The 22964-nt window shown below is 71.0% G+C and carries 20 protein-coding genes and 1 riboswitch; of the genes, 5 read left to right on the top strand and 15 right to left on the bottom strand.

Annotation, left to right across the window (positions count from 1 at the left end; translation table 11 throughout):
* Nucleotide 1: 1 nt before the first annotated feature.
* The 12 genes from AB0B72_RS06400 to AB0B72_RS06345 form a co-directional block, all read right to left on the bottom strand.
* The gene (locus AB0B72_RS06400) at nt 2-487 is read right to left on the bottom strand and encodes a hypothetical protein (RefSeq protein WP_367737300.1); all 486 of its coding nucleotides are present in this window, start codon (nt 485-487) and stop codon (nt 2-4) included.
* 104 nt (nt 488-591) lie between these two features.
* On the bottom strand, nt 592-2532 hold the full coding sequence (locus AB0B72_RS06395; RefSeq protein ID WP_367737299.1) for a hypothetical protein: 1941 nt from the start codon (nt 2530-2532) through the stop codon (nt 592-594).
* Between the two features lie 517 nt (nt 2533-3049).
* A complete protein-coding gene (locus tag AB0B72_RS06390) occupies nt 3050-3580 on the bottom strand; it encodes a hypothetical protein (protein ID WP_367737298.1) in 531 nt (176 codons plus the stop codon).
* 117 nt (nt 3581-3697) lie between these two features.
* The gene (gene gcvP / locus AB0B72_RS06385) at nt 3698-6535 is read right to left on the bottom strand and encodes an aminomethyl-transferring glycine dehydrogenase (RefSeq protein WP_367737297.1); all 2838 of its coding nucleotides are present in this window, start codon (nt 6533-6535) and stop codon (nt 3698-3700) included.
* A 176-nt stretch (nt 6536-6711) separates the two neighbouring features.
* A riboswitch (glycine riboswitch) is annotated at nt 6712-6802 on the bottom strand.
* A gap of 188 nt (nt 6803-6990) precedes the next feature.
* Nucleotides 6991-7608 carry a MerR family transcriptional regulator gene (locus AB0B72_RS06380; protein ID WP_367737296.1) on the bottom strand — a complete coding sequence of 206 codons (618 nt, stop codon included), beginning with the start codon at nt 7606-7608 and terminating at the stop codon, nt 6991-6993.
* Nucleotides 7609-7763: 155 nt separating this feature from the next.
* Nucleotides 7764-8234: a bifunctional nuclease family protein gene (locus AB0B72_RS06375; RefSeq protein WP_157099272.1), complete on the bottom strand. Its 471-nt coding sequence runs from the start codon at nt 8232-8234 to the stop codon at nt 7764-7766.
* A gap of 77 nt (nt 8235-8311) precedes the next feature.
* Complete coding sequence (locus AB0B72_RS06370; protein ID WP_367737295.1) at nt 8312-8968, bottom strand: MerR family transcriptional regulator; 657 nt, start codon at nt 8966-8968, stop codon at nt 8312-8314.
* Between the two features lie 19 nt (nt 8969-8987).
* Complete coding sequence (locus AB0B72_RS06365) at nt 8988-9491, bottom strand: FHA domain-containing protein (RefSeq protein ID WP_367737294.1); 504 nt, start codon at nt 9489-9491, stop codon at nt 8988-8990.
* Nucleotides 9492-9820: 329 nt separating this feature from the next.
* Complete coding sequence (locus tag AB0B72_RS06360; protein WP_367737293.1) at nt 9821-12325, bottom strand: sugar phosphate nucleotidyltransferase; 2505 nt, start codon at nt 12323-12325, stop codon at nt 9821-9823.
* 2 nt (nt 12326-12327) lie between these two features.
* Nucleotides 12328-12894: a CDP-alcohol phosphatidyltransferase family protein gene (locus tag AB0B72_RS06355; RefSeq protein ID WP_367737292.1), complete on the bottom strand. Its 567-nt coding sequence runs from the start codon at nt 12892-12894 to the stop codon at nt 12328-12330.
* Between the two features lie 10 nt (nt 12895-12904).
* Nucleotides 12905-13594, bottom strand: a complete 690-nt coding sequence (locus AB0B72_RS06350) for a response regulator (RefSeq protein WP_367737291.1) — start codon at nt 13592-13594, stop codon at nt 12905-12907.
* On the bottom strand, nt 13591-15246 hold the full coding sequence (locus tag AB0B72_RS06345) for a sensor histidine kinase (protein WP_367737290.1): 1656 nt from the start codon (nt 15244-15246) through the stop codon (nt 13591-13593). The genes AB0B72_RS06350 and AB0B72_RS06345 overlap by 4 nt, the downstream gene beginning before the upstream one ends.
* A 281-nt stretch (nt 15247-15527) precedes the next feature.
* On the opposite strand from AB0B72_RS06345, the gene AB0B72_RS06340 reads away from it, so the two are divergent.
* The 3 genes from AB0B72_RS06340 to AB0B72_RS06330 are packed head-to-tail and all read left to right on the top strand — an operon-like array spanning nt 15528 to nt 17827.
* Nucleotides 15528-16118 (top strand): class I SAM-dependent methyltransferase, encoded by a 591-nt coding sequence (locus AB0B72_RS06340; RefSeq protein WP_367737289.1) that lies wholly within the window; start codon nt 15528-15530, stop codon nt 16116-16118.
* A gap of 58 nt (nt 16119-16176) precedes the next feature.
* Entirely contained in the window at nt 16177-17358 is a 1182-nt protein-coding gene (locus AB0B72_RS06335) for an acyl-CoA dehydrogenase family protein (protein ID WP_367737288.1), read from the top strand.
* 46 nt (nt 17359-17404) lie between these two features.
* A complete protein-coding gene (locus AB0B72_RS06330) occupies nt 17405-17827 on the top strand; it encodes an SRPBCC family protein (RefSeq protein WP_367737287.1) in 423 nt (140 codons plus the stop codon).
* Between the two features lie 60 nt (nt 17828-17887).
* Here the strand turns inward: AB0B72_RS06330 and AB0B72_RS06325 are convergent, their stop codons facing one another.
* Genes AB0B72_RS06325 through AB0B72_RS06315 form a run of 3 tightly spaced genes read right to left on the bottom strand, consistent with a single transcriptional unit; the run spans nt 17888 to nt 20367 of the window.
* Entirely contained in the window at nt 17888-18670 is a 783-nt protein-coding gene (locus tag AB0B72_RS06325) for an enoyl-CoA hydratase/isomerase family protein (RefSeq protein WP_367737286.1), read from the bottom strand.
* An 11-nt stretch (nt 18671-18681) separates the two neighbouring features.
* Entirely contained in the window at nt 18682-19605 is a 924-nt protein-coding gene (locus tag AB0B72_RS06320) for an alpha/beta hydrolase (RefSeq protein WP_367737285.1), read from the bottom strand.
* A gap of 51 nt (nt 19606-19656) precedes the next feature.
* Nucleotides 19657-20367, bottom strand: a complete 711-nt coding sequence (locus tag AB0B72_RS06315; RefSeq protein WP_367737284.1) for a gamma-glutamyl-gamma-aminobutyrate hydrolase family protein — start codon at nt 20365-20367, stop codon at nt 19657-19659.
* A gap of 309 nt (nt 20368-20676) precedes the next feature.
* On the opposite strand from AB0B72_RS06315, the gene AB0B72_RS06310 reads away from it, so the two are divergent.
* Nucleotides 20677-21792, top strand: coding sequence for a globin domain-containing protein (locus AB0B72_RS06310; protein ID WP_367737283.1), 1116 nt, complete (start codon nt 20677-20679; stop codon nt 21790-21792).
* Between the two features lie 75 nt (nt 21793-21867).
* Nucleotides 21868-22944, top strand: a complete 1077-nt coding sequence (locus tag AB0B72_RS06305) for a WD40/YVTN/BNR-like repeat-containing protein (protein WP_367737282.1) — start codon at nt 21868-21870, stop codon at nt 22942-22944.
* The last annotated feature ends 20 nt before the right edge of the window (nt 22945-22964 follow it).

The raw sequence follows: 22964 nt of genomic DNA, 5'->3' as shown, positions 1-22964 counted from the left end.
CTCAGCCCGGCTTCCGTGTCGACGGCGACGGACTCGGCGAGGGGGCGCTGGCGTCGGTGATGAGTTTCGGCGCGATCAGCTTCATCAACGCCACCACATCCGCCGCGTTGTCCCGCCCTTTCACGCCGATATCCAAATCAATGCCGAGTGACGCCTTACCCCGGACGAGCAATGCGTAGGCGGCGTTTGTCTTGCTGTCCGAGTCTTTACGATAGGCGCCGATCCCTTGCGGCATGATTTCCGGCAATGGTGACGCACCGCTCTGGACCGCCTCCTCGACCTTCTCTCGGGAGCCGTTGAGCAGCAGGCCGATCGCCAGCACCTTCAAGCGACTGCCGTCTCGCTGGTAGACCGCGCAGTCTCCAGAACCAAGGCCGCCCGCAAGGGTGAGATCGAAGTCTCCACGCACAAGCGGGTCATGCACCCCCGTCATCAACTCCACTGCCTTGAGCGGGATGTAACCGCAGATAAACGGCGGCTCAGCCACCGCAGGCAGTGGAGTGCGGTCGACCTGCACTTCATCGCCCTGACATCCGGCTGAAAGAACGAAAGCGCACATTACCGCAAGACTCAAGGCGCGGAATCTCATCATCATCCGTACTGGGCGAACGCTGTGGAGAACCCCATGTTCAGGCGCCCCTGAACATCCCGCCAGGGCTTTCCTGCCAGCCCGTCGTAGAGCCAGCGATCGTAGGCCTCGACCTTCCGATACTTGTCGACGCTGTTGGTGGCACTCTCGTCGATCATCTCCTTCATCGTCATGATCGTCAGCCCATCAGCCTTCAGGAAGTTGTTGGGGTTGTCCCGGGGATCGTCACCCTTCTTAAGGCCCTCCAACGACGCCCAGGGATGGGTTTTCGCGGGCGGATCGGCAGAGCCGAACACACCGTGTCTCAACATGGCCTGAGCGGTGAGATCGTTCAGCAGCGTCCGGGTTTGATCGACGGCCGCATTGGCGTCACTCCGGGCCTTGCTCTCGGCGTCACCGTTGACAGCATCCTCGGCAAGACCGCTCAGGGCCCCGACTATGCCCGCCCCGATGGCCCAACTCGCCGCCTGCGGAATGGCGAGTCCGGTGTTCACCACCGCCATTAATATCTGCATGTTCTTCGCCTGCGTCTCGTCCAGTTCCTTGCCTTCTTCGATCTTGGCGAGGCCGGCGGCATCAGTGATCATCCCGAAACCTGCACCAGTCTGGCTCGCGGTGGTCAAAAGCGCGTCATCTCCGCGTCCAGCGGCCATCGCAGCGGCGCCGTGATCGAGGAGCCAGGCGGTGTAACTCGTCTGGGCGATCAGGACAGGGGCGAACGCCTTGGAGTCGGCGAACGTCTCCTTCATCACACTGCCCAGTTCCTCCTTGTTGAACTGCACCCCCCAGAAATTCTTGCCGGGGCCGTTGGGATCGCCGGCTCCCCTTACCCCCGCTTCCAGGACGCGACCGCCTTTTTGCGCGACGTTGTCGATATCGGCGATGTAGCCGGCGAGGAGGTGGCCGGTGGTGACTGGCGGGACCAGGGACTCGGGCGGGCGGCCTGTCTCGATGCGCTCGGCCTGCAGGTGCACGAACTCCGACATGAGTTTGGCCGACAGGTAACCGCGTGAGGGATGCTGCGGTGAGCCGTCGTGGTCGCGGAAGGTGAGCATGGCGGCCTCCAGCGCCTTTCCGAGCGCGAGGCCGCGGTCCTGCACACGCCGCTCTGTCAGATAGTGCTTCAGCATCGCGTCATCACCGGTGAAGAAGTCCTGCGCCGCGGCGGGATCACGGGCGAGGGCCTCCATGAGGGCCTCCATGACTCCCGGGTCGAGTGCGGCGGGGAACTGGGACGCCTTACGGTCCCAGGCGTCGATCTTCCGCGCGACCGATGTCAGGAATCGGGTGTCGTAGGTGCCGTGTTTCAGCGCCAGCGCGATCGCGTAGCCCTCCTGCCAGCCGACCCTGTCCCCGGACATCAAGCCGTCACGCCAGGCCGCCGTGAGATGAGAGCTCGCCGTGCCCAGGGCCTTGCCGAGGGCGATCTGCAGCCGCTTCGACCTCTTCCCTTCCAGGTCCTCCGTGGTCTGGGTCATGACCTGGCGGTATCTCGCGGGGCCCAGGGCGTTCATCAGGGCGGTGGTGAACGTCGCGTCGCCTGTGCGCTTCTCGAGCTCCGCCACTGTCCGCGCGTCGACCTGGCCGTTCTCGTCGACGCCGATGAGCGCTTTGACCGCGGCGTAAACGTCGGGATCATGCGCGGTCTTGCCGTACAGCGTCTCGTCGAACGCCGTCAGCCCTCCGGGAAGCACGCCGGAGGCCGTCCACTTCGTGCGTTCGGCACGGATCGTCTCGGTCCGGCGCCGCAGGTCCGGGCGGCTGCTCCCGATCCAGCTCCGTGTCTCCCGGAGCACACCCAGACCCGACACGTCGATGCCGACCCGGTCGAGAGCCTGCCGGAGGAGCGGCTCGTTGCGGCCGAGCACGTCCTCGGCCCGGCCGAGCCCCCGCTCCATCTCGTCCATCGCGTCGGGGTTGATCCCCGCGTAGCCGCCTTCCACACCATGCACCGGTGACGCCTGCGGGGCCGGGGAGGGAGCGACGGTGGGAGGCGCCTCCGGTCCGGTTGACCGCTGGGGAACCGGTGACGGCTGCGGCCTCGGTGCGGGTACCGGGTGGGGTTGAGTCATGAGGGCACGGGACTCCGGCATGGCAGGCGGAAAGTGACAACTCAGGCGGTCAGATTAAGCACTGAAGCTGGTTGCGTAAAGGTCCACTGTGGGCCATGCCGAGGAGAATCTCCCCCAAAGGGCGAACCGGTGACCCCAACCGCTGCGGCGAGGATTCTGTTATTGACAGGAAATCGCGGCACACTCAACTGTACGACCGACTTATAGATAGATGCCTGTCGGGATATCTATATTTCCGGAAATGCCGGTTACGGGTTTGCGGGAACCGGATCGCACGTGTCGTCAAGAACGTGATGACCCGGCTGCCCGCCTTGCCTGACGACACGCCACTACCGCGCCAGGTACCCGGCGGCGAAGAATCACTGGGTTCTCGTCGCCCCACGATCTTTCAGGCGCCGGTGCCCTCCATCGCGGGGCGGACCTCCCGGCCGATCCGCAGGCGCACCTGCTCGGCGAGAGCCGCGTCCGGATGGTCGAGCCCGTAACGCCAGACCGTCTCGGCGTCGGCGTCCCGCCCGCGCAGCGGGAGCGTGCGGGCGAGCAGCTCGATCGCCAGCGCGCCCGTCTCCGCGTCGCCGCCCTCCCTGCGGCCGTCCTCGACGGCGGCGGTGAACTCGGCGCACGCCATCTCCAGGTGGGCGATGCCGAGCAGGACCCGCAGGCGCGCCGGGTCGGACACCGCGGCCACCGACAGGGCCTCCAGCAGCACGTCCGCCGCCTGCTCGGGCTCCCCCTCACCCAGCAGCCGCTCCGCGAGACGCTCGACGACGATCGACAGGCCCTCGGCGGCCTCCGCCCGCTCGGGGGCCCCTTCGTCGCTGGCGAGCTCGGCGAAGATCGAGGCCGCCGCATCCAGATCGCCGGTCTCGGCGAATCTGCGCGCCTGGTCGATCCGCCGCCCGGGGTCGATCGCCGTCATCAGGGGGCCTCGCATCGGATCAGAGGTGAAGGGAAACGATCACCAAGATCTTAACCAGCGCGGCCCCCGCGCGGGAGTCACATGCGCAAGCCGTACCCTCCCGCTTCCCGCGCTTGACTAGTCCTCGTACGCCGCGAGGGGCGGGCACGAGCACACGAGGTTGCGGTCGCCGTACGCCTGGTCGATCCGGCGGACCGGCGACCAGTACTTGCCCTCGCGCAGCCCCGGCACCGGGTAGGCGGCGGCGTTGCGCGAGTACGGGTGCGCCCAGTCGTCCGCGGCGACGGCCTCGGCGGTGTGGGGGGCGTTGCGCAGCGGGTTGTCCTGCCGGTCGTACTCCCCCGACGCCACCAGGGCGATCTCCCTGCGGATGGCGATCAACGCGTCCGCGAACCGGTCGAGCTCGGCCAGGTCCTCACTCTCGGTCGGCTCGATCATCAGCGTCCCGGCCACCGGGAACGACATCGTCGGGGCGTGGAACCCGTAGTCGATCAGGCGCTTGGCCACGTCGTCCACGGTGACGCCGGTCTCCTTGGTGATCTGCCGCAGGTCGACGATGCACTCGTGGGCCACGAGGCCGTCCCTGCCGGTGTACAGGACCGGGTAGTGCGGCGCGAGGCGGCGGGCGAGGTAGTTGGCCGACAGGATCGCCTGCTCGGTCGCCTCGCGCAGCCCCTCGCCGCCCATCATCCGCACGTACGCCCAGGAGATCGGCAGGATGCCCGCCGAGCCGTACGGCGCGGCGGACACGTGCGCCGGGAGGTGCTCGGCGAGGTGCGCCTTGACCGCCACCGGCCCGACGCCGGGGCCGCCGCCGCCGTGCGGGATGCAGAAGGTCTTGTGGAGGTTCAGGTGGGAGACGTCGGCGCCGAACTCGCCCAGCCGGGCCAGGCCAACCAGGGCGTTGAGGTTGGCGCCGTCGACGTAGACCTGGCCCCCGGCCTCGTGGACCCGGTCGCAGATCTCCACGATCGTCTCCTCGTACACGCCGTGGGTCGACGGGTACGTCACCATGATCGCGGCGAGCGCGTCGCGGTGCTTACCGATCTTCGCGGAGAGGTCGCCGAGGTCGACGTTGCCGTCGTCGTCGCAGGCCACCACGACCACGCGCATGCCGGCCATGACGGCGCTGGCCGCGTTGGTCCCGTGGGCGGACGAGGGGATGAGGCAGACGTCCCGGCCGGCCTCTCCCCTGCTCCGGTGGTAGGAGCGGATGGCGAGCAGCCCGGCGAACTCCCCCTGCGAGCCCGCGTTCGGCTGGATCGACACCTTGTCGTAGCCCGTCACCTCGGCCAGCCAGCCTTCGAGGGTCTCGATCAGCTCGACGTACCCGCGTACCTGGCCGAGGGGTGCGAAGGGGTGGATGGCGGCGAACTCGGGCCAGGTGATCGGCTCCATCTCGGTGGTGGCGTTGAGCTTCATCGTGCAGGAGCCCAGCGGGATCATCGACCGGTCCAGCGCGATGTCCTTGTCCTGCAGCCGCCGCAGGTAGCGCAGCATCGCCGTCTCCGAGCGGTACGACTGGAACACCGGGTGGGTCATGAAGTCCGACGTCCGCGACAGGGCGGCGGGAAGGGCGTCCGGGGTCGCGCGGTCGATGTCCTCCACCGTGGATTCCGCGACCGCCCGGGAGCCGGTGAAGGCCGCCCACACGGCGAGCAGGTGGGCGACGGCGGTCTTCTCGTCGCAGGCGATCGCCACGTGGTCGCCGTCGACGTGGCGAAGGTTGATCCCGGCTTCCGCGGCGGCCGCGACGACCTCGGCCGCACGGCCGGGCACCCGGGCCAGCACGGTGTCGAAGAACTCCTCGTGGACGACCTCCACGCCGGCGTCGCGCAGCCCGGCCGCCAGGACGGCGGCGTGCCGGTGGGTCCGCTGGGCGATCCGGCGCAGGCCGTCAGGGCCGTGGTAGACGGCGTACATGGAGGCGATGACCGCCAGCAGGACCTGCGCCGTGCAGATGTTGCTGGTGGCCTTCTCCCGGCGGATGTGCTGCTCGCGGGTCTGCAGGGCGAGGCGGTAGGCGGAGCGGCCGTCGGCGTCGACCGACACCCCGACCAGCCTGCCCGGCATCTGCCGCTGCAGCCCCTCCCGTACGGACATGTAGGCGGCGTGCGGGCCGCCGAACCCGAGCGGCACGCCGAACCGCTGGGAGGAGCCGACCGCGATGTCGGCGCCCAGCTCGCCCGGCGACGCCAGCAGGGTCAGCGCCAGCAGGTCGGCGGCGGCGACCAGCAGCGCCCCCTGGGCGTGGGCCCGCTCGGCCACGGCGCGGAAGTCGGCGACGCGCCCGCTCGCGCCCGGGTACTGCACGAGGACGCCGAAGCACTCGGGCAGGTCGCCGGCGAGGTCCGCCTCGACGAGCGTGATCCCCAGGGGCTCGGCGCGGGTCGCCAGCACGGCCTTCGTCTGCGGCAGGGCGTCCACGTCGACCACGAAGACGTCGGTCTTCGCCTTGGTGGCCCGCCGGGCCAGCGTCATCGCCTCGGCCGCCGCCGTCGCCTCGTCCAGCAGGGACGCCCCCGCGACGGGCAGCCCGGTGAGGTCGGAGACGACGGTCTGGAAGTTGAGCAGCGCCTCCAGCCGGCCCTGGGAGATCTCCGGCTGATAGGGGGTGTATGCGGTGTACCAGCCCGGGCTCTCCAGCACGTTGCGCAGGATCACGCCGGGGGTGATCGTGTCGTGGTAGCCAAGGCCGATCATCGAGGTGAGCACGCGGTTCCCGGCGGCCAGGGCGCGCAGCTCGGCCAGGGCCTCGGCCTCGCTCGCCGCCTCCGGCAGGCCGAGCGGGCGGCTCGTGCGGATCGCCTCGGGAACGGCGACGGCCACCAGGTCGGCCACGGACTCGTAGCCGACAGCCTCCAGCATCCGGGCGCGATCGGCGTCGGACGGGCCGATGTGGCGGGTGGAGAACGGCGGGGCGGCCAGCTCGCGGAGCGTCGAACGATCGGTCATGACAGGGGCCTCCTGGACGGGTCGAGACCTGCGCGACCGGTACGCCCCCATGGAAGGGCCGGTCGTGGTGCGGTCTCCCCCTCTGTCATCGGACCTGAGAGCTTCACCGGGCCTGTCGCCCGGCTTTCCCCTTCGGTGAGGTCCACCTGGCTTGGTGGCCTGCTTTTCAGAGTCGCCTCGTCCGTGCGGTACCGGGTGCCTGAGAGATTCCGGGGAGGTTGCTCCTTCGGCGCCCCTGGTGACAGGGATCTCTCCCGCACGAGGTCATCGGCCTGAACCACTCTACCCGTACCCGATATCGGGAGCGACGCACCTCCCCCCGGGTGCACCCAGGTCAAAGGAGGTGACAGAGGAATATCGCGGGACGATCCGGGTAGCGTGCCTTCAGCTCCAGGGATCCGTCCTCCGGGCCGGCGTGCGCCGAAGCCGCCCGGGTCGTACGTCGTACGTGCCGTCTAACCGGTCTTGCGTGCCTTACGCCTGCGGGCCAGCTCGTCCGAGGGATGGTCCCCCTCCGCGTCGCAGGCGGCCTCCGCGCGCTCACCGGGCAGCTCGGCGAGCGATCCCTCCACCTCGCGCCAGACCCGCCCGAGCGCGATGCCGAACACGCCCTGGCCGCCCTGGAGCAGGTCGATCACCTCGTCGGCCGACGTGCACTCGTAGACGCTCACGCCGTCGCTCATCAAGGTGATCTGCGCCAGGTCGTTGACCCCGCGATCTCGCAGGTGCCGTACGGCGGTGCGTATCTGCTGGAGGGACACCCCGGTGTCGAGCAGGCGCTTGACGACCTTGAGCACCAGGATGTCGCGGAAGCTGTACAGGCGTTGCGACCCCGAGCCCTGAGCCGGTCTTATCGTCGGCAAGACCAGCTCGGTGCGCGCCCAGTAGTCGAGCTGCCGGTAGGTGATCCCGGCCGCCGCGCACGCCGTCGGCCCGCGGTATCCGACGTCGTCGGGCAGCGCCGTAGGCCGCTCGTCGAACAGCAGGCCCTGCTCGCCGGCGCGCTCCCGCGCCGACTGCCGGACCGGGTCGTGCTGGCCGGCCGACTTACCCTCGCCGCTGCTGACCGCCACTGCGGACCTCCGGCTTTCTCTCATCCCACGGTCTGATCTGGGGGTTCGCGAATTACAACCGTGGTTTCCCTTGCACCGTAGGACCGGGGCCATCGTCAGTCAACGACCCTGTCCGGCGCGTCGTGAAGCGTAATTTCCCGAAATGGCCAGGCACGTCAGCCGGCCCGGCCGAAGTCCTCGGGAGTGATTTTGTCCAGAAACTCCCGAAACTTTTCCACCTCGTCCTCCTGGTCGTCGGGCATGCTCACGCCCGCCTCCTGGACGACGTCCTCACTGGCGTAGATCGTCGCCCCGGTCCGCAACGCCAGCGCGATCGAGTCCGACGGGCGGGCGCTCACCTCGACGCCGTTCGAGAAGACGAGGTCGGCGAAGAAGATGCCGTCACGCAGGGCGACGATGTTGACGGTGCGCAGCCGCACCCCCAGAGCTTCGAGCACGTCACGGAACAAGTCGTGAGTCAGAGGCCTCGGCGGCGGCTCCTCCGCCTGGGCCAGCGCGATAGCGGTCGCCTCGGTCATGCCTATCCAGATCGGCAGGTACCGATCACCGCTCGTCTCCTTCAAGAGCACGATCGGCTGGTTGGTGGGCATCTCAACGCGAACCCCCACGACCTCCATCTGCAACACGGGCGGCTCCGTCTCAAAGCGTCGCGGCATATCACCAGGCATTCAACGTAACACCCACGAGGGAGGGGATGTGCCGGTCACCGCCCCACAATGCCCCGAACACTCCCGCGAAGTAACGCGTTGTGCAAATCCTGGAGATGTCCGGAGATCTCCCGGGCCGTCTCGTCGGCCTGGGCGATCGCTCCGGGGGCGCGGCGGCGCATCAGCGGGGCCACCGCCTGCTCCACGAGACCGGCCTCGCGCTCCACGACCGCCTTGACGGCACGCAGGTGACGCGCCTGGAGGCCGAACCGGGCGAGCGCCCCGACGCTGCGCGCGATCTCCAGCGCCTCGGCGTCGTACCGGCGGGCCACCGGGGAGACCAGGCCGTAGCCCTCCATCTCGGCCAGCGTGTCCTCGTCGATCCCGGCCGCCTCGATCAGCTCCTCGCGGCTCAGCCGTACAGGAGGGGCGTCGGCGGGCAGGCTCCGCGGGCGGGAGGCCTGCTCGTCCAGGTGATCCTTGATCACCCGGAGCGGCAGGTAATGGTCGCGCTGCGCCGTCAGTATGTAGCGCAGGCGCTCGACATCGTTGTGGGTGAACTTGCGGTACCCCGAGGGGCTCCGCTGGGGCTCGATGAGCCCCTCACCCTCCAGGAAGCGGATCTTGGAGACGGTGACGTCGGGGAAGTCGCCCTGCAGCAGGGCGAGCACCTCCCCGATGCTCATGAACGCCCGTACGGCCTGCGCGCTCATGACTCCTCCTCGTCACCGATCACGGGCCTCCCGGGCCACGTGTGAGGAACACCAGCCGGAACTTGCCGATCTGCACCTCGTCGCCGCCCACCAGGGGAGACTCCTCGATGCGCTCACGGTTGACATAGGTGCCGTTCAGGCTGCCGACGTCGCGGACCGTGAACTGGCCGCTGCGCCGGTAGAACTCCACGTGCCTTCTGGAGACCGTCACATCGTCCAGGAAGATGTCGCTCTCCGGGTGGCGACCCGCCGTAGTGAGATCGCTGTCGAGCAGAAAACGGCTGCCCGCGTTGGGGCCGCGCATCACGACCAGGAGCGCCGTCCCGGGAGGCAGCTGCTCCACCGCCGCCCTGTCCGGCAGCAGCGTCTGGCCCGTCTCCGCCTCCAGCGCCTCGAGCGAGATCGTCGAGGTCGTGTCGGCTGCGACGGGCGCCGGAGCGCTCAGCGGCGAACCGCATCGTGAACAGAAACGGGCATCCTCGGGGTTGGCATGACCGCACTGCGTGCAGTAGACGCTGGGCATCGAACGGCTCGGCCTCTCTCACGACTTGCTCATACTGCGAATGCCGCAACTTACGCTGATCAGGAACAAAGGTCAAGAAGCGTGGCTGGGCGTGGACTGACCAAAGCTACAGCCCACGCCCGTTCAAGGTCCATCCCGCCACACTGTGTTGAATTGCGCCGCCTCCGGCAGGGCCGATGTCACGGCGCGCAACGGTCACGCGAGGGGCGCGGCGGCGTCTGGACTGCGGAACGCCCGGAGCGAGGAACGAGCGAGGACGTGACGAAGGAAGATGTCGCCTCAAAGGCGCCCCCGAGCCCGTCGTGCCGGAGGCGCGACCATGAACACAGTCACGGCGCGCCGGCGGCTTGTTCGACCACTCGGGCCCAGTGTTCGAGCATGGTCTGTGCGGTGTCCATGTCGTGGCCTTCGGCCCACAGGTGGGTGACGGCCTCTGCGGGGTCGGGCAGGACGAGGGCCCAGCTGCCGTCGTCCTCGACGACCCGGACGCCGTCGGTGGTGTCGAGGCGGTGGCCTTCGGCGGCCTCGACGACGGAGCGCATCACGGTCCCCTTGTGCGCCCACGGGGTGGGGACGGTGCGCTTGAGCAGTTTGGCCTCGGGGATGCGGGCGTCGATCTGGCTGAGGGACAGGCGGGTGCGGGCGACCAGGCCGAGCAGGCGCAGGAACACGGCGAGGCCGTCGACGGTGGCGGCGAACTCGGGGACGATGAACCCGCCTCGCCCGTCGCCCGCGAAGATCATGTCAGGGTGACTGGCGGCGTGGGTGAGCGTGTCGAGGCTGGTGGCGGTCCAGTCGACCTGGACGCCGTGGAAGCGGCAGACCATCTCGGCGACCCGGGTGGTGGTGACGGGCAGCGCGACCCGGCCGCCACGGCGTTCGGCGGCCACGAGGTCGAGCACCACGAGCAGGGCGCGCTCCTCGCTGATGAGCTGTCCCATCTCGTCGACGAGGGAGACCCGCTCCCCCACGGGGTCGAACCGTACGCCGAAGGCGGCGCGGGAGGAGGCGACGAGCTCGGCGAGCCGCTGCAGGTCGCGGCGGCGCTCGGCGAGGGTCTCGGTCGGTGAGGCGTCGTCGAGCCGGTTGTTGACGGTCAGCACGTCGACGCCGACCCTGCCGAGGAGGCTGGGGAGCACCAGGGAGGAGGTGCCGCCGGCGCAGTCGAGGACGACCTTCATCTCGGCGTCCTTGACGCCGGTCATGTCGACGCAGGTGAGGAGTTCGCGCGCGTAGGTGTCGACGGCCCTGGCGGGGAAGGTGAGTTCGGCGATCTCGCCGGGGAAGGCCCGGCGGTACTCCTGGCGGGAGAAGACCCGTTCCAGCTTGCGCTGGGCCGCCTGGGACAGGTCGGCCCCGGTCTCGTCCATGAACACGATGTCGACGCTCTGCGGGTCGCCGGAGGTGGTGCGCAGGGCGATGCCGCCTTTGACGTTCTCGCGTGAGGTGTTGAACCGGGCGACCGGCAGGGCGGCCGCCTCCAGGTCGACGACGTTGATGGCGCTGGAGTTGAGCGCGCTGATCACGGCCCGCTTGAGGGCCCTCGCCGCGCGGGAGGCGTCGCGGGAGGTGACGACCGTGTCGCCCTTCCTGAGGGTGGTGGCGTACGCGCTGGCGAGCCGCACGCACAGCTCGGGGGTGATCTCCACGTTGACCAGCCCGGAGACGCCTCGTGGGCCGAACAGGCTGCGCTGGCCGCGCGACTCCCAGATGACGCTGGTGTTGACGACGGTGCCGGCCTCGATCGTCTTGAACGGGTAGATCTTCACGCCGGAGGAGACGTACGCCTCGGCCTCGATGACGCACTCGTCCCCGACGACGGCGTTCTCCTCGATCCGGGCGCCGGTCATGACGTCGGTGTTCTTGCCGATCACGCAGCCCCGCAGGTGCGCGGCCGGGCCGACGTAGACGTTGTCGTTGATCACGGCCCGGTGCAGGAAGGCGCCCTCCTTGACGACCGCGTTGCTGCCGAGCACGGTGTACTCCCGCAGCTCGGCCCCGGCCTCGACCTTCGCGTAGTCGCCGATGTACAGGGGGCCCTTGAGGATGGCGTCGGGGTCGACGGAGGCCCCCTCGGCGGCCCAGACGCCGGGTGCGAGCTCGAACGCGTCGAAGTCGACCTTGACCTTGCCTTCGAGGACGTCGGCCTGGGCCTTGAGGTAGCTCTCGTGGGTGCCGACGTCCTCCCAGTAGCCGTCGGCGACGTAGCCGAACAGCCTGCTGCCCCGGTCGAGCAGCCGGGGGAACACGTCGGACGACCAGTCGACGTTCTCTCCGGGGGCGATCTCGTCGAGCACCGACGGCTCCATGATGTAGATGCCGGTGTTGACGGTGTCGGAGAAGACCTGCCCCCAGGTGGGCTTCTCCAGGAAGCGCTGGATGCGCCCGGCCTCGTCCACGATGATGATCCCGAATTCGAGCGGGTTGGGCACCCGCTTGAGGCCGATCGTGACCAGCGCCCGGTTCTCGCGGTGGAAGCGGAGCATGTCGGTGAGGTCGATGTCGGTGAGCGCGTCGCCGGAGATGACGAGGAACCGGTCCTCGCGGAGCTTGTCGGCGGCGTTCTTCACGCTCCCCGCCGTGCCGAGGGGCACCTCCTCGGTCGCGTAGTGCAGCGTCATGCCGAGCTCGTCGCCGTCGCCGAAGTAGTTGCGGATGAGCGCGGCCAGGAACTGCACGGTGACGACCGTCTCGGTGAACCCGTGCCGCTTCAGCAGGCGCAGCACGTGCTCCATGATGGGCCGGTTGATGATGGGCAGCAGGGGCTTGGGCTGGTTGGCGGTCATCGGCCGCAGCCGTGTCCCCTCCCCGCCCGCCATGACGACGGCCTTCACGCTCACCCCTTCGTTAGCTGGCGCACCTGTACGACATACAACACCCCAGCCCACCAATACAGACCAGTTCCCCAGATGGCGAAGGCCCATCCGAAGACGGCGCAGATCTCGGCGTACCAGCCGTGGTGGGAGGCGAGGAAGAGCAGCGGGAACGCGTACATCAGGGCGGCCGTGCCGGCCTTGCCGAGGAAGTGCACCGGCAGGGCGGGGCCGTACCCGTGGCGGCGCAGCACCGGGGGGACCCACAGCAGCAGGACGTCGCGCAGCGGCACGGCCAGCGCGAGCCACAGGGGGATGGCGTCCCGCAGGACCAGCCCGACCAGGGTGGCGAGGATGTAGAGCCGGTCGGCGAGCGGGTCGATCAGCCGGCCGAGCCTGCTCGTCTGGTTCCACGTGCGGGCGATCTTGCCGTCGAGCCAGTCGGTGAACCCGGCGACCATCAGCAGTGCGATCGCCCAGCCGTCGGCCCTGGGACCCAGCACGAGCCAGAGGAAGACGGGCACGCCGAGCAGCCGCAGGAAGCTCAGCAGGTTGGGCACCGTCCAGATCCGGTCCTCAGCAGGGTTCACGCCCCAGACCCTACATGCCGGTGTCCCGCGTCTCCGGAGGCCCGTCCACAGGCTTGAACCCGGTGTCGACCAAGCCGAAGCGGTGGGCCAGCACGGCCGCCTGGGTGCGGTTGCGCAGCCCCAGCTTCTCGGTGATCGCCGCGATGTGGCTCTTCACGGTGGTGACGCCGACGTGCAGGCCGCCGGCGATCTCGACGTTGGACAGGCCCATCCCGACGAGGGTGAGCACCTGCGTCTCCCGGTCGGTGAGCGTGACCGGGACGGGCTCGGCCTGCCGCTCCGCCGCCAGGGCCCGCTCGACCACCCGCCGCAGCACCGACGGCGCGAGCGGCAGATCCCCTGTCGCGGCCCGCCGTACGGACTCGACCATGCGGTCCGGCGGGTCGTCCTTGACCAGGAAGCCGAGGGCGCCGGCGCGCAGCGCCGCGTAGAGGTCCTCGTCGGCGGAGAAGGTGGTCAGGACGACGACGCGGGCGGAGGGCTGCGCGGCGAGGATGCGCCGGGTGGCCTCCAGCCCGTCCACGCGCGGCATCCGCAGGTCCATGAGGATCACGTCGGGACGGTGCCGCTCGGCGAGCCGTACGGCCTCGGCGCCGTCGGCGGCCTCGCCGCACACCTCCAGGTCCCCTGCGGCCTCCAGCATCATCCGCACCCCGGCCCGCACCAGGGCGTGGTCGTCGGCGATGACCACGCGGATCACGTGAGCCTCCCGACGGACCACCGGCACTCCTGGGCGGGGGCAGAGTCCACCGGGCCGGCGGGCAGGGGCAGCGAGGCGATCAGCCGCCATCCACCGCTCCCGGCGGGGCCCGCGCTGAGCCGGCCGCCGAGGGCGCGGGCGCGCTCCCGCATCCCCGCGATGCCGTGGCCGTGCGACGGCAGGCCCCCGGCCGGTGACGAGCCGGGGCCGTTGCGCACCTCCACCGTCAGGGCGCCCGCCCCGGCCTCCACGGTGATCTTCGCCTCGGCGCCCGGTCCCGCGTGCTTCAGCACGTTGGTCAGCCCCTCCTGGACGATTCTGGCGGCGGACGCCCGCACGACCAGCGGAGCGCGGGCGGCCTCCGGCGACAGACGCAGGTCCACGCGCAGGCCCGCGGCGGTCATCCGGGAGACGGCGTCGCGCATCACGTCCTCAGGGTCGGCGACGATCAAGACCTCGGAGCCGGGGTCGCGGAGCACGGCGAGCAGCCCGCGCAGGTCCTCCAGGACCTGGTGGCCGGTGTTCCGGATGTCGGTCAGCGCCTCGGCCGCCGGGCCGGTGGCGCCCGCGTACTGCGCCGCGCTCGCCCGCAGCACCATCGCGCCGACGTGGTGGGCGACGATGTCGTGGACCTCCCGGGCGATCCGCTCCCGCTCGGCGAGCCTGCCGGCCCGGCTCCGCTCGGCCTCCAGCTCCGACGCCTGCCAGTCCTCGGCCTGCCGGGCCCGTACGTACCGGCCGATGGCGACGGGGGCCGACACCATGGCCATGAGCGCGATCACCCGGAAGAGCGTGACGTCGGAAGGGTCGTCCACGATCACGATGGCCGTGACACCGCAGGTCAGGCAGTATCCGGCGGCCACCCAGAGCCAGCTCACGCGGCTGGAGAACACGCCCAGCGCCACCAGCGCCAGCAGCTGAAGGCTGTTGCCGGTCCTGGGGACGTACTGGTCGGCGACGAGCAGCACCGCACTCTCCAGCAGCAGGACCGCTCCGGGCATGAGCCGGACGATGCCCAGAGCGAGGCCGGCGAGCATGACTCCCAGGCCGACCGCCCACACGGGGGGCCTGCCGCTGTCCCAGGTGGGCCAGGTGCCGAGCACGGCGAACGCCACGCCGCCGCCGGCGAGGAGCAGGTCGAGCAGCGGCGCCGGGTCCTCCAGGCGGGTGCGCTCCCGTCCGCGCAGATAGCGGCCGATGAGCACCGGGAAGGCGATCAGCCCGACGGAGTAGAACCAGGTGTTCTCCGTGAGGGCCAATCCGGGGTCGGCGAGGTTCACGGCCGTCGCGGCGCAGGCGAGCACCGCCACCGGGCCGGTCCACCGCCAGCCGCGGGTGCGGGCCAGCACTCCCACGCTGATCGGCAGGAGTATCTGCACGGTGTTGGTGGTGTAGGCGCCGAGCTGGTCGCAGGCGACGAGCAGCACGGCCAGGTGGACGGCGGCCGCCGCCGGCAGGCGCCGCACGAAGCCGAGGGGAAGGCCCGCGAGGAGCGTGAACACGGCGGCCAGCCAGACCGGGACCGTCGGCCCGCCCCACGAGCCGTGGGTGACGAGCACGTCGAGGGTCACCCCGCACAGCACGAGGAGGCCGTCCAGGGGCAGACCACGCCACCGCCTGGCGGACGCCGCCTTCGCGGTCATGAGGGGCATGAGGGAACGGTACCCGGCGTCCGCGCGGGCCCCGTCCTTCGCGGGGAGGAGGGGCGTCTCCTCCCATCGGCCGCGGTTCACGGGCCGTTCGGCCGCAGGTCCCGAGTCCTGTCGGCCGCGTGCCGCGGGCCGTTCGGCCGTCCTCGCGCGCGCTTCGGCCGTCCGGCCGCGCCATACGGCCGGGCGCGCGGACCCGGCGGCCGGGAGACCGGGCCAGAGGGCCGCCAGGCCGGGCCGGACGGCGGACGGCGTGGCGGGGCGGGCGGCCCTAGCGTCGGCGCATGGCCAACGAATCGACCGTCTTCTTCGAGCAGTTCCTCCGTGCCCCCGCCGTGACCGGGGCCGTCGCGCCCAGCTCGCAGCGCCTGTCCGCGGCCGTGTGCGTGCCGGTGCCCGAGCGCGGCGACCCCGTCGTGGTCGAGCTCGGGCCGGGCACCGGTCCGTTCACCGCGGAGATCCAGCGGCGGCTCGGCGGCCGGGGGCGGCACCTCGCCGTCGAGGTCAACCCGCGCCTCGCCCTCCACCTGTCCGCCCGGCATCCGGGGGTGGAGCTGGTCGTCGACACCGCCGCACGGCTCCCCCGCCTGCTGGCCGACCGCGGGGTGACCGGGGCGGACGTCATCGTGAGCGGGCTGCCGTGGGCGGCGTTCTCCTCCGGCCACCAGTCGGAGATCCTCCGGGCGGTGGTCGAGTCGCTCCTTCCCCACGGCGCGTTCACCACGTTCTCCTACGTGCACGCGCGCGCCCTGCCCCCGGCCGTGCGATTCCGCCGCCGGCTCGGCGAGGCGTTCGAGGAGGTGGTTCCGGGGCGCACCGTGTGGCGCAACCTGCCGCCCGCGTTCGTCTACCACGCGCGGCGCCCCCGACGATGATCTCGCGGTCGGCCGAACTTCGTTCTAGCATGACGCGCGAGCAGGATAGGAGGCGGCCATGGACTTCTCGCTGCCGGACAGCGCGCAGGCGGTGCGACGAGGGATCGGGGACATCTGCTCCCGCTACGGGATGGACTACTGGGAGCGCTGCGAGACCGAGAAGCGCTGGCCCGAGGAGGTGTGGGCGGACCTCGCGAAGGGCGGCTGGCTGGGCCTGGCCGTCCCCGAGGAGTACGGCGGGGGCGGGCAGGGCCTGCTCGAGCTGGCCGTGGCCACCGAGACCCTCGCGGCGTCCGGGGCCGCGGGCGGCTCGGCGTTCGTGTACGTGCTGACCCCGGGGTTCGGGGCGATGACCCTGGCACGGCACGGCTCGGCCGAGCAGAAGGCCGCGCTGCTGCCCGGCCTGGCCGCCGGCGAGATCGAGACCTGCTTCGCGCTCACCGAGCCGGACGCCGGGTCCAACTCACTGGCGATCTCCACCTTCGCCCGGCGCGACGGCTCCGACTTCGTCGTCAACGGGCGGAAGATCTGGATCACCGGCGTTCAGCGGGCCACCTGGATGCTGCTGGTCACCCGGACCGTCCCGGCCTCCGAGGCCCGCCCGCGCACGAGCGGGATGACGGTGTTCCTGGTGAACGTCCCCGAGGCGGTCGCCGCCGGGCAGCTGTCCTACCAGCCGATCCCCAAGATGGGCGCCAACTCGACGCCGTCGAACATGGTGTTCGTCGACGACCTGCGGCTGCCGGCGTCCAGCGTGGTCGGCGAGGTGGACGGGGGCGTCGGCGTGCTGTGGGACGTGCTCAACCCCGAGCGGATCCTGCTCGGGGCCGCGGCGATCGGCGGGGCGGAGGTCGCCCTGCGGGCGGGCGTGAGCTACGCGAAGGAGCGAGAGGTCTTCGGCCGGCCCATCGGGGCGAACCAGGCGATCGCGTTCCCGCTGGCCCAGGTGAAGGCGAAGATCGAGCTGGCCAGGCTGATGCTGCACAAGGCCGCCTGGTCGTTCGACAACGGGCTGCCCTGCGGGACGGAGGCCAACATCGCCAAGCTCACCGCCTCGCAGGCGGCCTGGGAGGCGGCCGACGCGGCCTTCCAGACACACGGCGGAATGGCGTACTCGCTGGAGTATCCCGTGGCGCGGCTGCTCGCCGACGCTCGGATCGGCAGGATCGCCCCGGTCACGGAGGAGCTCCTGCTGAACTACCTCGCCACTCAGGTGCTTGGGCTGCCGAGGAGCTTCTGACCCCCGGAACGGGGGATAATCACCCGTGAACGGAAGGGAGCCGTCGATGCCACAGTCGTACGCCAGCACGGTGATCGCCGCGGACGCCGGGGAGGTGTGGGCCTTCCTGCGCGGCTTCGGCAACCTGGCGGAGTGGCTGCCGGGGATCTCCATGTGCGAGATCGAGGGAGGCGGCCCGCCGGAGCCCGGCGCCGTGCGCCGGATGGACGCGGGGGGAGACCTCTTCCGGGAGCGGCTGCTGTCGCTCGACGACGAGGCCAGGTCGTTGACGTACGAGATCCTGCAGTGCCCGCTGCCGGTCGAGAACTACCGGGCCACGTGCCGGGTGGCGCCGGTGACCGACACCGGCCAGGCGTTCGTGGAGTGGTACGCGGACTTCGACGCCGCGGACCCGGCCAAGATGGCCGGGATCTTCACCAACGGCGTCTTCGCCCCTGGCCTGGCGGCCCTCGGCAAGCGGTTCGCATAGCGGTCAGGACAAACGGGCCGGGCCGGGAAAAGCGGGACGGTCTAGGAGAATCAGGGCGGTCTAGGAGAAGCGGGGCGGGCGCCGCTCGCGCAGCGCCTGGACGCCCTCCTCCAGGTCGGGGCCGGTGAAGCCGAGGAACTCCATGGCGAGCGACGCGTCGAACGACGGCCCGGCCAGCCGGAGCCAGTTGTTCAGGGCGTACTTGGTGAGCCGGATCGCCTCGGCGGGCCCGGCGGCGAGCCGCACGGCCACGTCCAGCGCCACCTCGTGCACCCGATCGTCGTCCGCGCACAGGCTGACCAGGCCGATCGCCTCCGCCTGCTCGCCGGTGAGGGGCTCGCAGAGCAGCAGGTGGTACTTGGCCTTCGCCATGCCGCACAGCAGCGGCCAGATGATCGCCGCGTGGTCGCCGGCCGCCACTCCGAGCCGCGTGTGGCCGTCGATGATCCGCGCGGTGCGGCCGGCCACGGACACGTCCGCGAGCAGGGCCACGGCGAGGCCTGCGCCGACCGCCGGCCCCTGGATCGCGGACACGACCGGCTTGGCGCAGTTGACCAGGTTGTAGACGATGTCGCGGGCCTCGCCGAACACCCGCATGCGGGTGGCGTGGTCGCGCGCCATCTCCTCGATCATGGACAGGTCGCCGCCGGCGGAGAACGCCTCCCCCTCGCCGCGGATCACCACCGCCCTGACGTCGTCGTCGCGGTCCACGTCGCGCCAGATCTCTGCGAGCTCGCGGTGCCCCCTCCGGTCGACGGCGTTGCGCCTGGCCGGCTCGCTGATCACCACGCTCAGGACGCCGTCGGCGGCCCAGCCGGTCTTGAGCTTCTCGTACTCCCGCACGCCGCCCCTCCTCACGCCTCGAACGCGGACCTGAGGCGGGCGGCGAGGTAGTCGCGCGCCTCCTCCGCGTGGTCGAAGAAGCCGGGCAGGCCGAAGAAGCCGTGAAGCGCGCCCTCGTAGCACCGGTACTCGACGGCAACACCTGCCTCCGCGAGCGACGTCGCGTACGCGGCGCCCTCGTCGCAGAGCACGTCGCACTCCGCGGTGATCACCGTGGCGGGGGGCAGCCCCGACTTGTCGGCCAGGCGGAGCGGGGCCAGCCGCGGATCGCGGGGATCGGCCTCCCCCGCGTACTGCCGGGCGAACCAGGCCATCTCCGCGGCGGAGAGCCCGAACCCCTTGCCGTACGCCCGATAGCTGGGGGTGTCCATCGCCACGTCGGTGATCGGGCAGACGAGCGCCTGGTGGACGAGGGGCAGCCCGGCGTCCCTGGCCAGCCGTGCGGCGACCGCCGCCACGTTGCCCCCGGCGCTGTCGCCGATCACGGCCACCCGGCGGGCGTCGCCGCCGTAGAAGGCGGGACGGGCGTGGACGTCCCCGACCACGGCGAAGGCGTCGTCGGCCGCCGCCGGGAAGAGGTGCTCCGGGGCCAGGCGGTAGTCCGCCGAGACCACCACGGCGCCGGTCCTGCGGGCGAGGTCGCGCGCGAGGAGGTCGCTGCGCTCGACGGAGCCGAACACCCATCCGCCTCCGTGGAGGTACACCAGGACGGGCAGCGGGTGGTCACCGGGCTCGGGCCGGTAGACCCGCACCGGGACGCCGGCGGCCCGCTCGTCGCGCACGTGCGGCAGCTCGATCAGCGGCCCCCGCCGGCCGGGCGTGCCGTCCATCGTGCGCAGTGCGGCGATCTCCTCGCGGGTCAGCGCGGTGAGGTCGGCCGCCTCGTGCGACGAGAGCAGCCGGAGGTAGGCCTCCGCCTGCGGGTGCAAAGCCATGCTCCGCACAGTAACAGCGCGGCCTGACAAGTCACCCGGGTCTCATCGGGGTCAGGGACGGGCCGCCTCGACGAGCGCCTCGACCAGCCGGTTGTCGGCGCCGCGCTCGGGGTGCCACTGAACGCCCACGGCGAACCGGTGGCCCTGCAGCTCGACGGCCTCCACGATCTGGTCGTCCGCCCACGCGACCGCGATGAGGCCGGTGCCGAGCCGTTTGACCGCCTGCCGGTGCGCGCCGGTCACCTCGGCCCGGTCGCCGACGGCCTTGCCCAGCTTGCTCGACACGCTGATGGTGACCACGTGCCGGGCCGTCTCGTGACGGTCGTGGCCGACCGTGTCGGGCAGCGAGCCGATCAGCGTGCCCCCCTGGGCCACGTTCAGCACGTGCATGCCCCGGGAGACGGCCAGGATCGGCAGGCCGGCCTGCACGGCGTCCTGGGCGAGGGCCAGCTCGCACCGGTCCCGGTACGGCTGGGGGCCGCCGTCGGCCTGGTCCTGCCCGGCGGTGTCGGCGGCCGGCTCGCCGGCGTCGGCGTACAGGGCGGGGTCGAGCTCGACGCCGCCCGCCAGGACCAGCGCGTCCAGGCCCCGCACGTAGTCCCCGGCGGTGGCGGGGGTCAGCGGCGGAAGGAGCACGGGCGCGCCGCCGGCCTTCTCCACCGCCCGCGAGTACGCCTGGGGTGAGACGGCGGCCTCGCGGACCCACACACCCCACCGGGCGGCCTCGAGGTAGGTGGTGATGCCAACGATCGGACGCGGCATGGTGATCTCCCGGATGTGGTGCGTGACGGCACGCCCATCATGGCGCAGTCGATTTCCTTTTTGTCAATTTTCTCATCCCTCACAGTGGTAACACGGCGCGAAGTCACGCACTATCACCATCCATTCACTCTCCGTACGGCTTCGCACCACCTTGTCGTGAATCGGTTGTGACGCCTGACTCCGAGTGAAACACTCGCGAATGAGCGATCGGTTGAGCCGGGGCCGCCGGTGCTCGTCACCCGGAGCCGTCAGGGAGGTGGATCGAGAAGACCGGAGAACGTATCCGGTCCCAAGGGTGGGACACAACTGATGTCGCTGAATCCGCGCCTGGTCAAGGAGAGCTTCGCGCTCGTGGAGCCCGTCGCGCCGAAGGCCGCGGCGTACTTCTACGGACGCCTGTTCTCCGCGAATCCGCATCTGCGGGCGATGTTCCCGCCCGCGATGGACATGCAGCGCGACCGGCTCTTCAACGCGCTCACGAGGATCGTCTGGATGCTCGACAGTCCAGGCGGGCTGTCGTCGTACCTCGCGCAGCTCGGCCGCGACCACCGCAAGTACGGGGTGATCGCCGAGCACTACACGGCCGTCGGCACCGCGCTGCTCGCCACGATCAGGCACTTCGCCGCCGAGGTGTGGACCGACGAGATCGAGGCCGCCTGGGTGGCGGCGTACGGCATGGCCTCGGAGATGATGGTCGAGGCCGCCTCCGCCGACGCCGGGCAGGCTCCCCCCTGGTGGCTCGCCGAGGTCATCGACCACGAGGTGCGCTCCAGGGACATCGCGGTCGTCACGGTGCGCCCCTCGCAGCGGATGGATTACACGCCGGGGCAGTACGTCACCGTGCAGACCGCCCGCTGGCCGCGGGTGTGGCGCACGTTCTCCATCGCCAACGCCCCCCGCGACGACAACACGCTGCGCTTCCACGTGCGGGCCGTCCCCGGCGGCTGGGTGAGCTCGACGCTGGTCCGGCACACCCGGATCGGCGACCAGGTCCTGCTCGGGCCTCCGGTCGGCACGATGGTCCCGGTCGACTCCGGCAGGGACATGCTCTGCGTGGCGGGCGGCACCGGCCTGGCGCCGCTCAAGGCCATCGTCGAGCATGTGATCGCGTCGGGCCGCCGTCCCAACATCCATCTGCTCCACGGCGCCCGATTCGCGCGCGAGCTGTACGACATGCCCGACCTGGCGCGGATGGAGTCCGGCTTCCCGTGGCTGCGGGTGCTGCCCGTGGTGTCCGACGAACCGGCGTTCGACGGCATGCGGGGCGCGCTCCCGGACGTGACGGAGCGGTTCCACTCCTGGGCGGAGCACGAGGTGTACGTCTGCGGCCCGGCGTCGATGGTCAGCCGGACGGTCCAGCGGCTGCAGGCGTCCGGCGTGCCGCCGTGCCGGATCCACCGCGACACCGTCCAGGGCGAACCGTAGCGGCCTGCGGGATCTCCCGGCGGAGCGGGCGGCCTCCCTGGCACGATGGCACCAAGCCGTACAAGGAGGTCCCCCATGGACGCACTGCTGGCGATCGGCACTCGCAAGGGCCTGTTCCTCGCACGCTCCTCGGGAGGCGGCCCGTTCGAGGTGGAGCCGGTGCGCTTCTCCACCATCGGCGTCCACGCCGTCGCGATCGACACCCGGGGAGAGACTCCCCGGCTGCTGGCCGCGATCGAGTACGGGCACTTCGGGCCGTCCGTCATGTGGTCCGACGACCTCGGCGAGACCTGGGAGGAGGCCGCCACCCCGCCGGTCGCGTTCCCCGAGCGGACGGGCGCCTCCCTCACCCGGGTGTGGCAGCTGCAGCCCTCCCCCACCGAGCCCGGCGTCGTGTGGGCGGGGGCGGAGCCGGCCGCCCTGTTCCGGTCGGAGGACGGCGGCGCGACCTACTCCCTGGTGGACTCGCTGTGGGACCACCCGACCCGGCCGCTGTGGCAGGCGGGGGGCGGGGGCCTGTGTCTTCACACGGTCATCCCGCACGCGACCGACCCTCGGCGCATCGCCGTCGCGGCCTCGGCCGTCGGCTTCTTCCGCAGCGACGACGCCGGCGCCACCTGGCGGCCGTCCAACGAGAACATCAGGGCGCCGTTCCTGCCCGAGGGCGCGCAGTTCCCCGAGTTCGGGCAGTGCGTCCACAAGGTCGCTCAGCACCCGTCGGCGCCGGAGCGGCTGTACCTCCAGCACCACTTCGGCGTCTACCGCTCCGACGACTTCGGCGGCTCGTGGACCGGCATCGGCGACGGCCTGCCCTCCGACTTCGGCTTTCCCGTCGCCGTGCACCCCGACCGCCCCGACACGCTCTACGTCTTCCCCCTTCACGGGGACGTCGACCGTACGCCGGTCGGCCACCGGTACCAGGTGTTCCGCAGCGACGACGCCGGCGGCACCTGGCAGGGGTTCTCCAAGGGCCTGCCCGAGGGGCCCGTGCACGCGTCGGTCCTGCGGGACGCGCTGTGCGCCGGCCCGGCCGGTGTCTTCTTCGGCACCCGGGGCGGGGAGGTGTACGGCTCGCAGGACGACGGCGTGACCTGGACCTCCGTCGCCGGCCACCTGCCCGACGTGCTGTGCGTGCGCGCGGCGGTCCTCTGACGTGGCGAGGCCCATCACTC

Origin of the sequence: Microbispora sp. NPDC049125, assembly GCF_040802045.1 — a bacterium.
In the GTDB taxonomy this organism is placed as follows: Bacteria; Actinomycetota; Actinomycetes; order Streptosporangiales; family Streptosporangiaceae; genus Microbispora.
The sequence above is the reverse complement of the archived record's forward strand: the minus strand, read 5'-3'. Positions and strand labels throughout refer to the sequence as shown.

Bases quoted from the DNA above. Each gene is read 5' to 3' on its own strand.
- AB0B72_RS06390 (WP_367737298.1), bottom strand. From the start codon at position 3,580: ATGACGGCGATCGACCCCGGGCGGCGGATCGACCAGGCGCGCAGATTC.
- gcvP (WP_367737297.1), bottom strand. From the start codon at position 6,535: ATGACCGATCGTTCGACGCTCCGCGAGCTGGCCGCCCCGCCGTTCTCC.
- AB0B72_RS06370 (WP_367737295.1), bottom strand. From the start codon at position 8,968: ATGAGCGCGCAGGCCGTACGGGCGTTCATGAGCATCGGGGAGGTGCTC.
- AB0B72_RS06365 (WP_367737294.1), bottom strand. From the start codon at position 9,491: ATGCCCAGCGTCTACTGCACGCAGTGCGGTCATGCCAACCCCGAGGAT.
- AB0B72_RS06345 (WP_367737290.1), bottom strand. From the start codon at position 15,246: ATGCCCCTCATGACCGCGAAGGCGGCGTCCGCCAGGCGGTGGCGTGGT.
- AB0B72_RS06340 (WP_367737289.1), top strand. From the start codon at position 15,528: ATGGCCAACGAATCGACCGTCTTCTTCGAGCAGTTCCTCCGTGCCCCC.
- AB0B72_RS06335 (WP_367737288.1), top strand. From the start codon at position 16,177: ATGGACTTCTCGCTGCCGGACAGCGCGCAGGCGGTGCGACGAGGGATC.
- AB0B72_RS06330 (WP_367737287.1), top strand. From the start codon at position 17,405: ATGCCACAGTCGTACGCCAGCACGGTGATCGCCGCGGACGCCGGGGAG.
- AB0B72_RS06320 (WP_367737285.1), bottom strand. From the start codon at position 19,605: ATGGCTTTGCACCCGCAGGCGGAGGCCTACCTCCGGCTGCTCTCGTCG.
- AB0B72_RS06315 (WP_367737284.1), bottom strand. From the start codon at position 20,367: ATGCCGCGTCCGATCGTTGGCATCACCACCTACCTCGAGGCCGCCCGG.
- AB0B72_RS06310 (WP_367737283.1), top strand. From the start codon at position 20,677: ATGTCGCTGAATCCGCGCCTGGTCAAGGAGAGCTTCGCGCTCGTGGAG.
- AB0B72_RS06305 (WP_367737282.1), top strand. From the start codon at position 21,868: ATGGACGCACTGCTGGCGATCGGCACTCGCAAGGGCCTGTTCCTCGCA.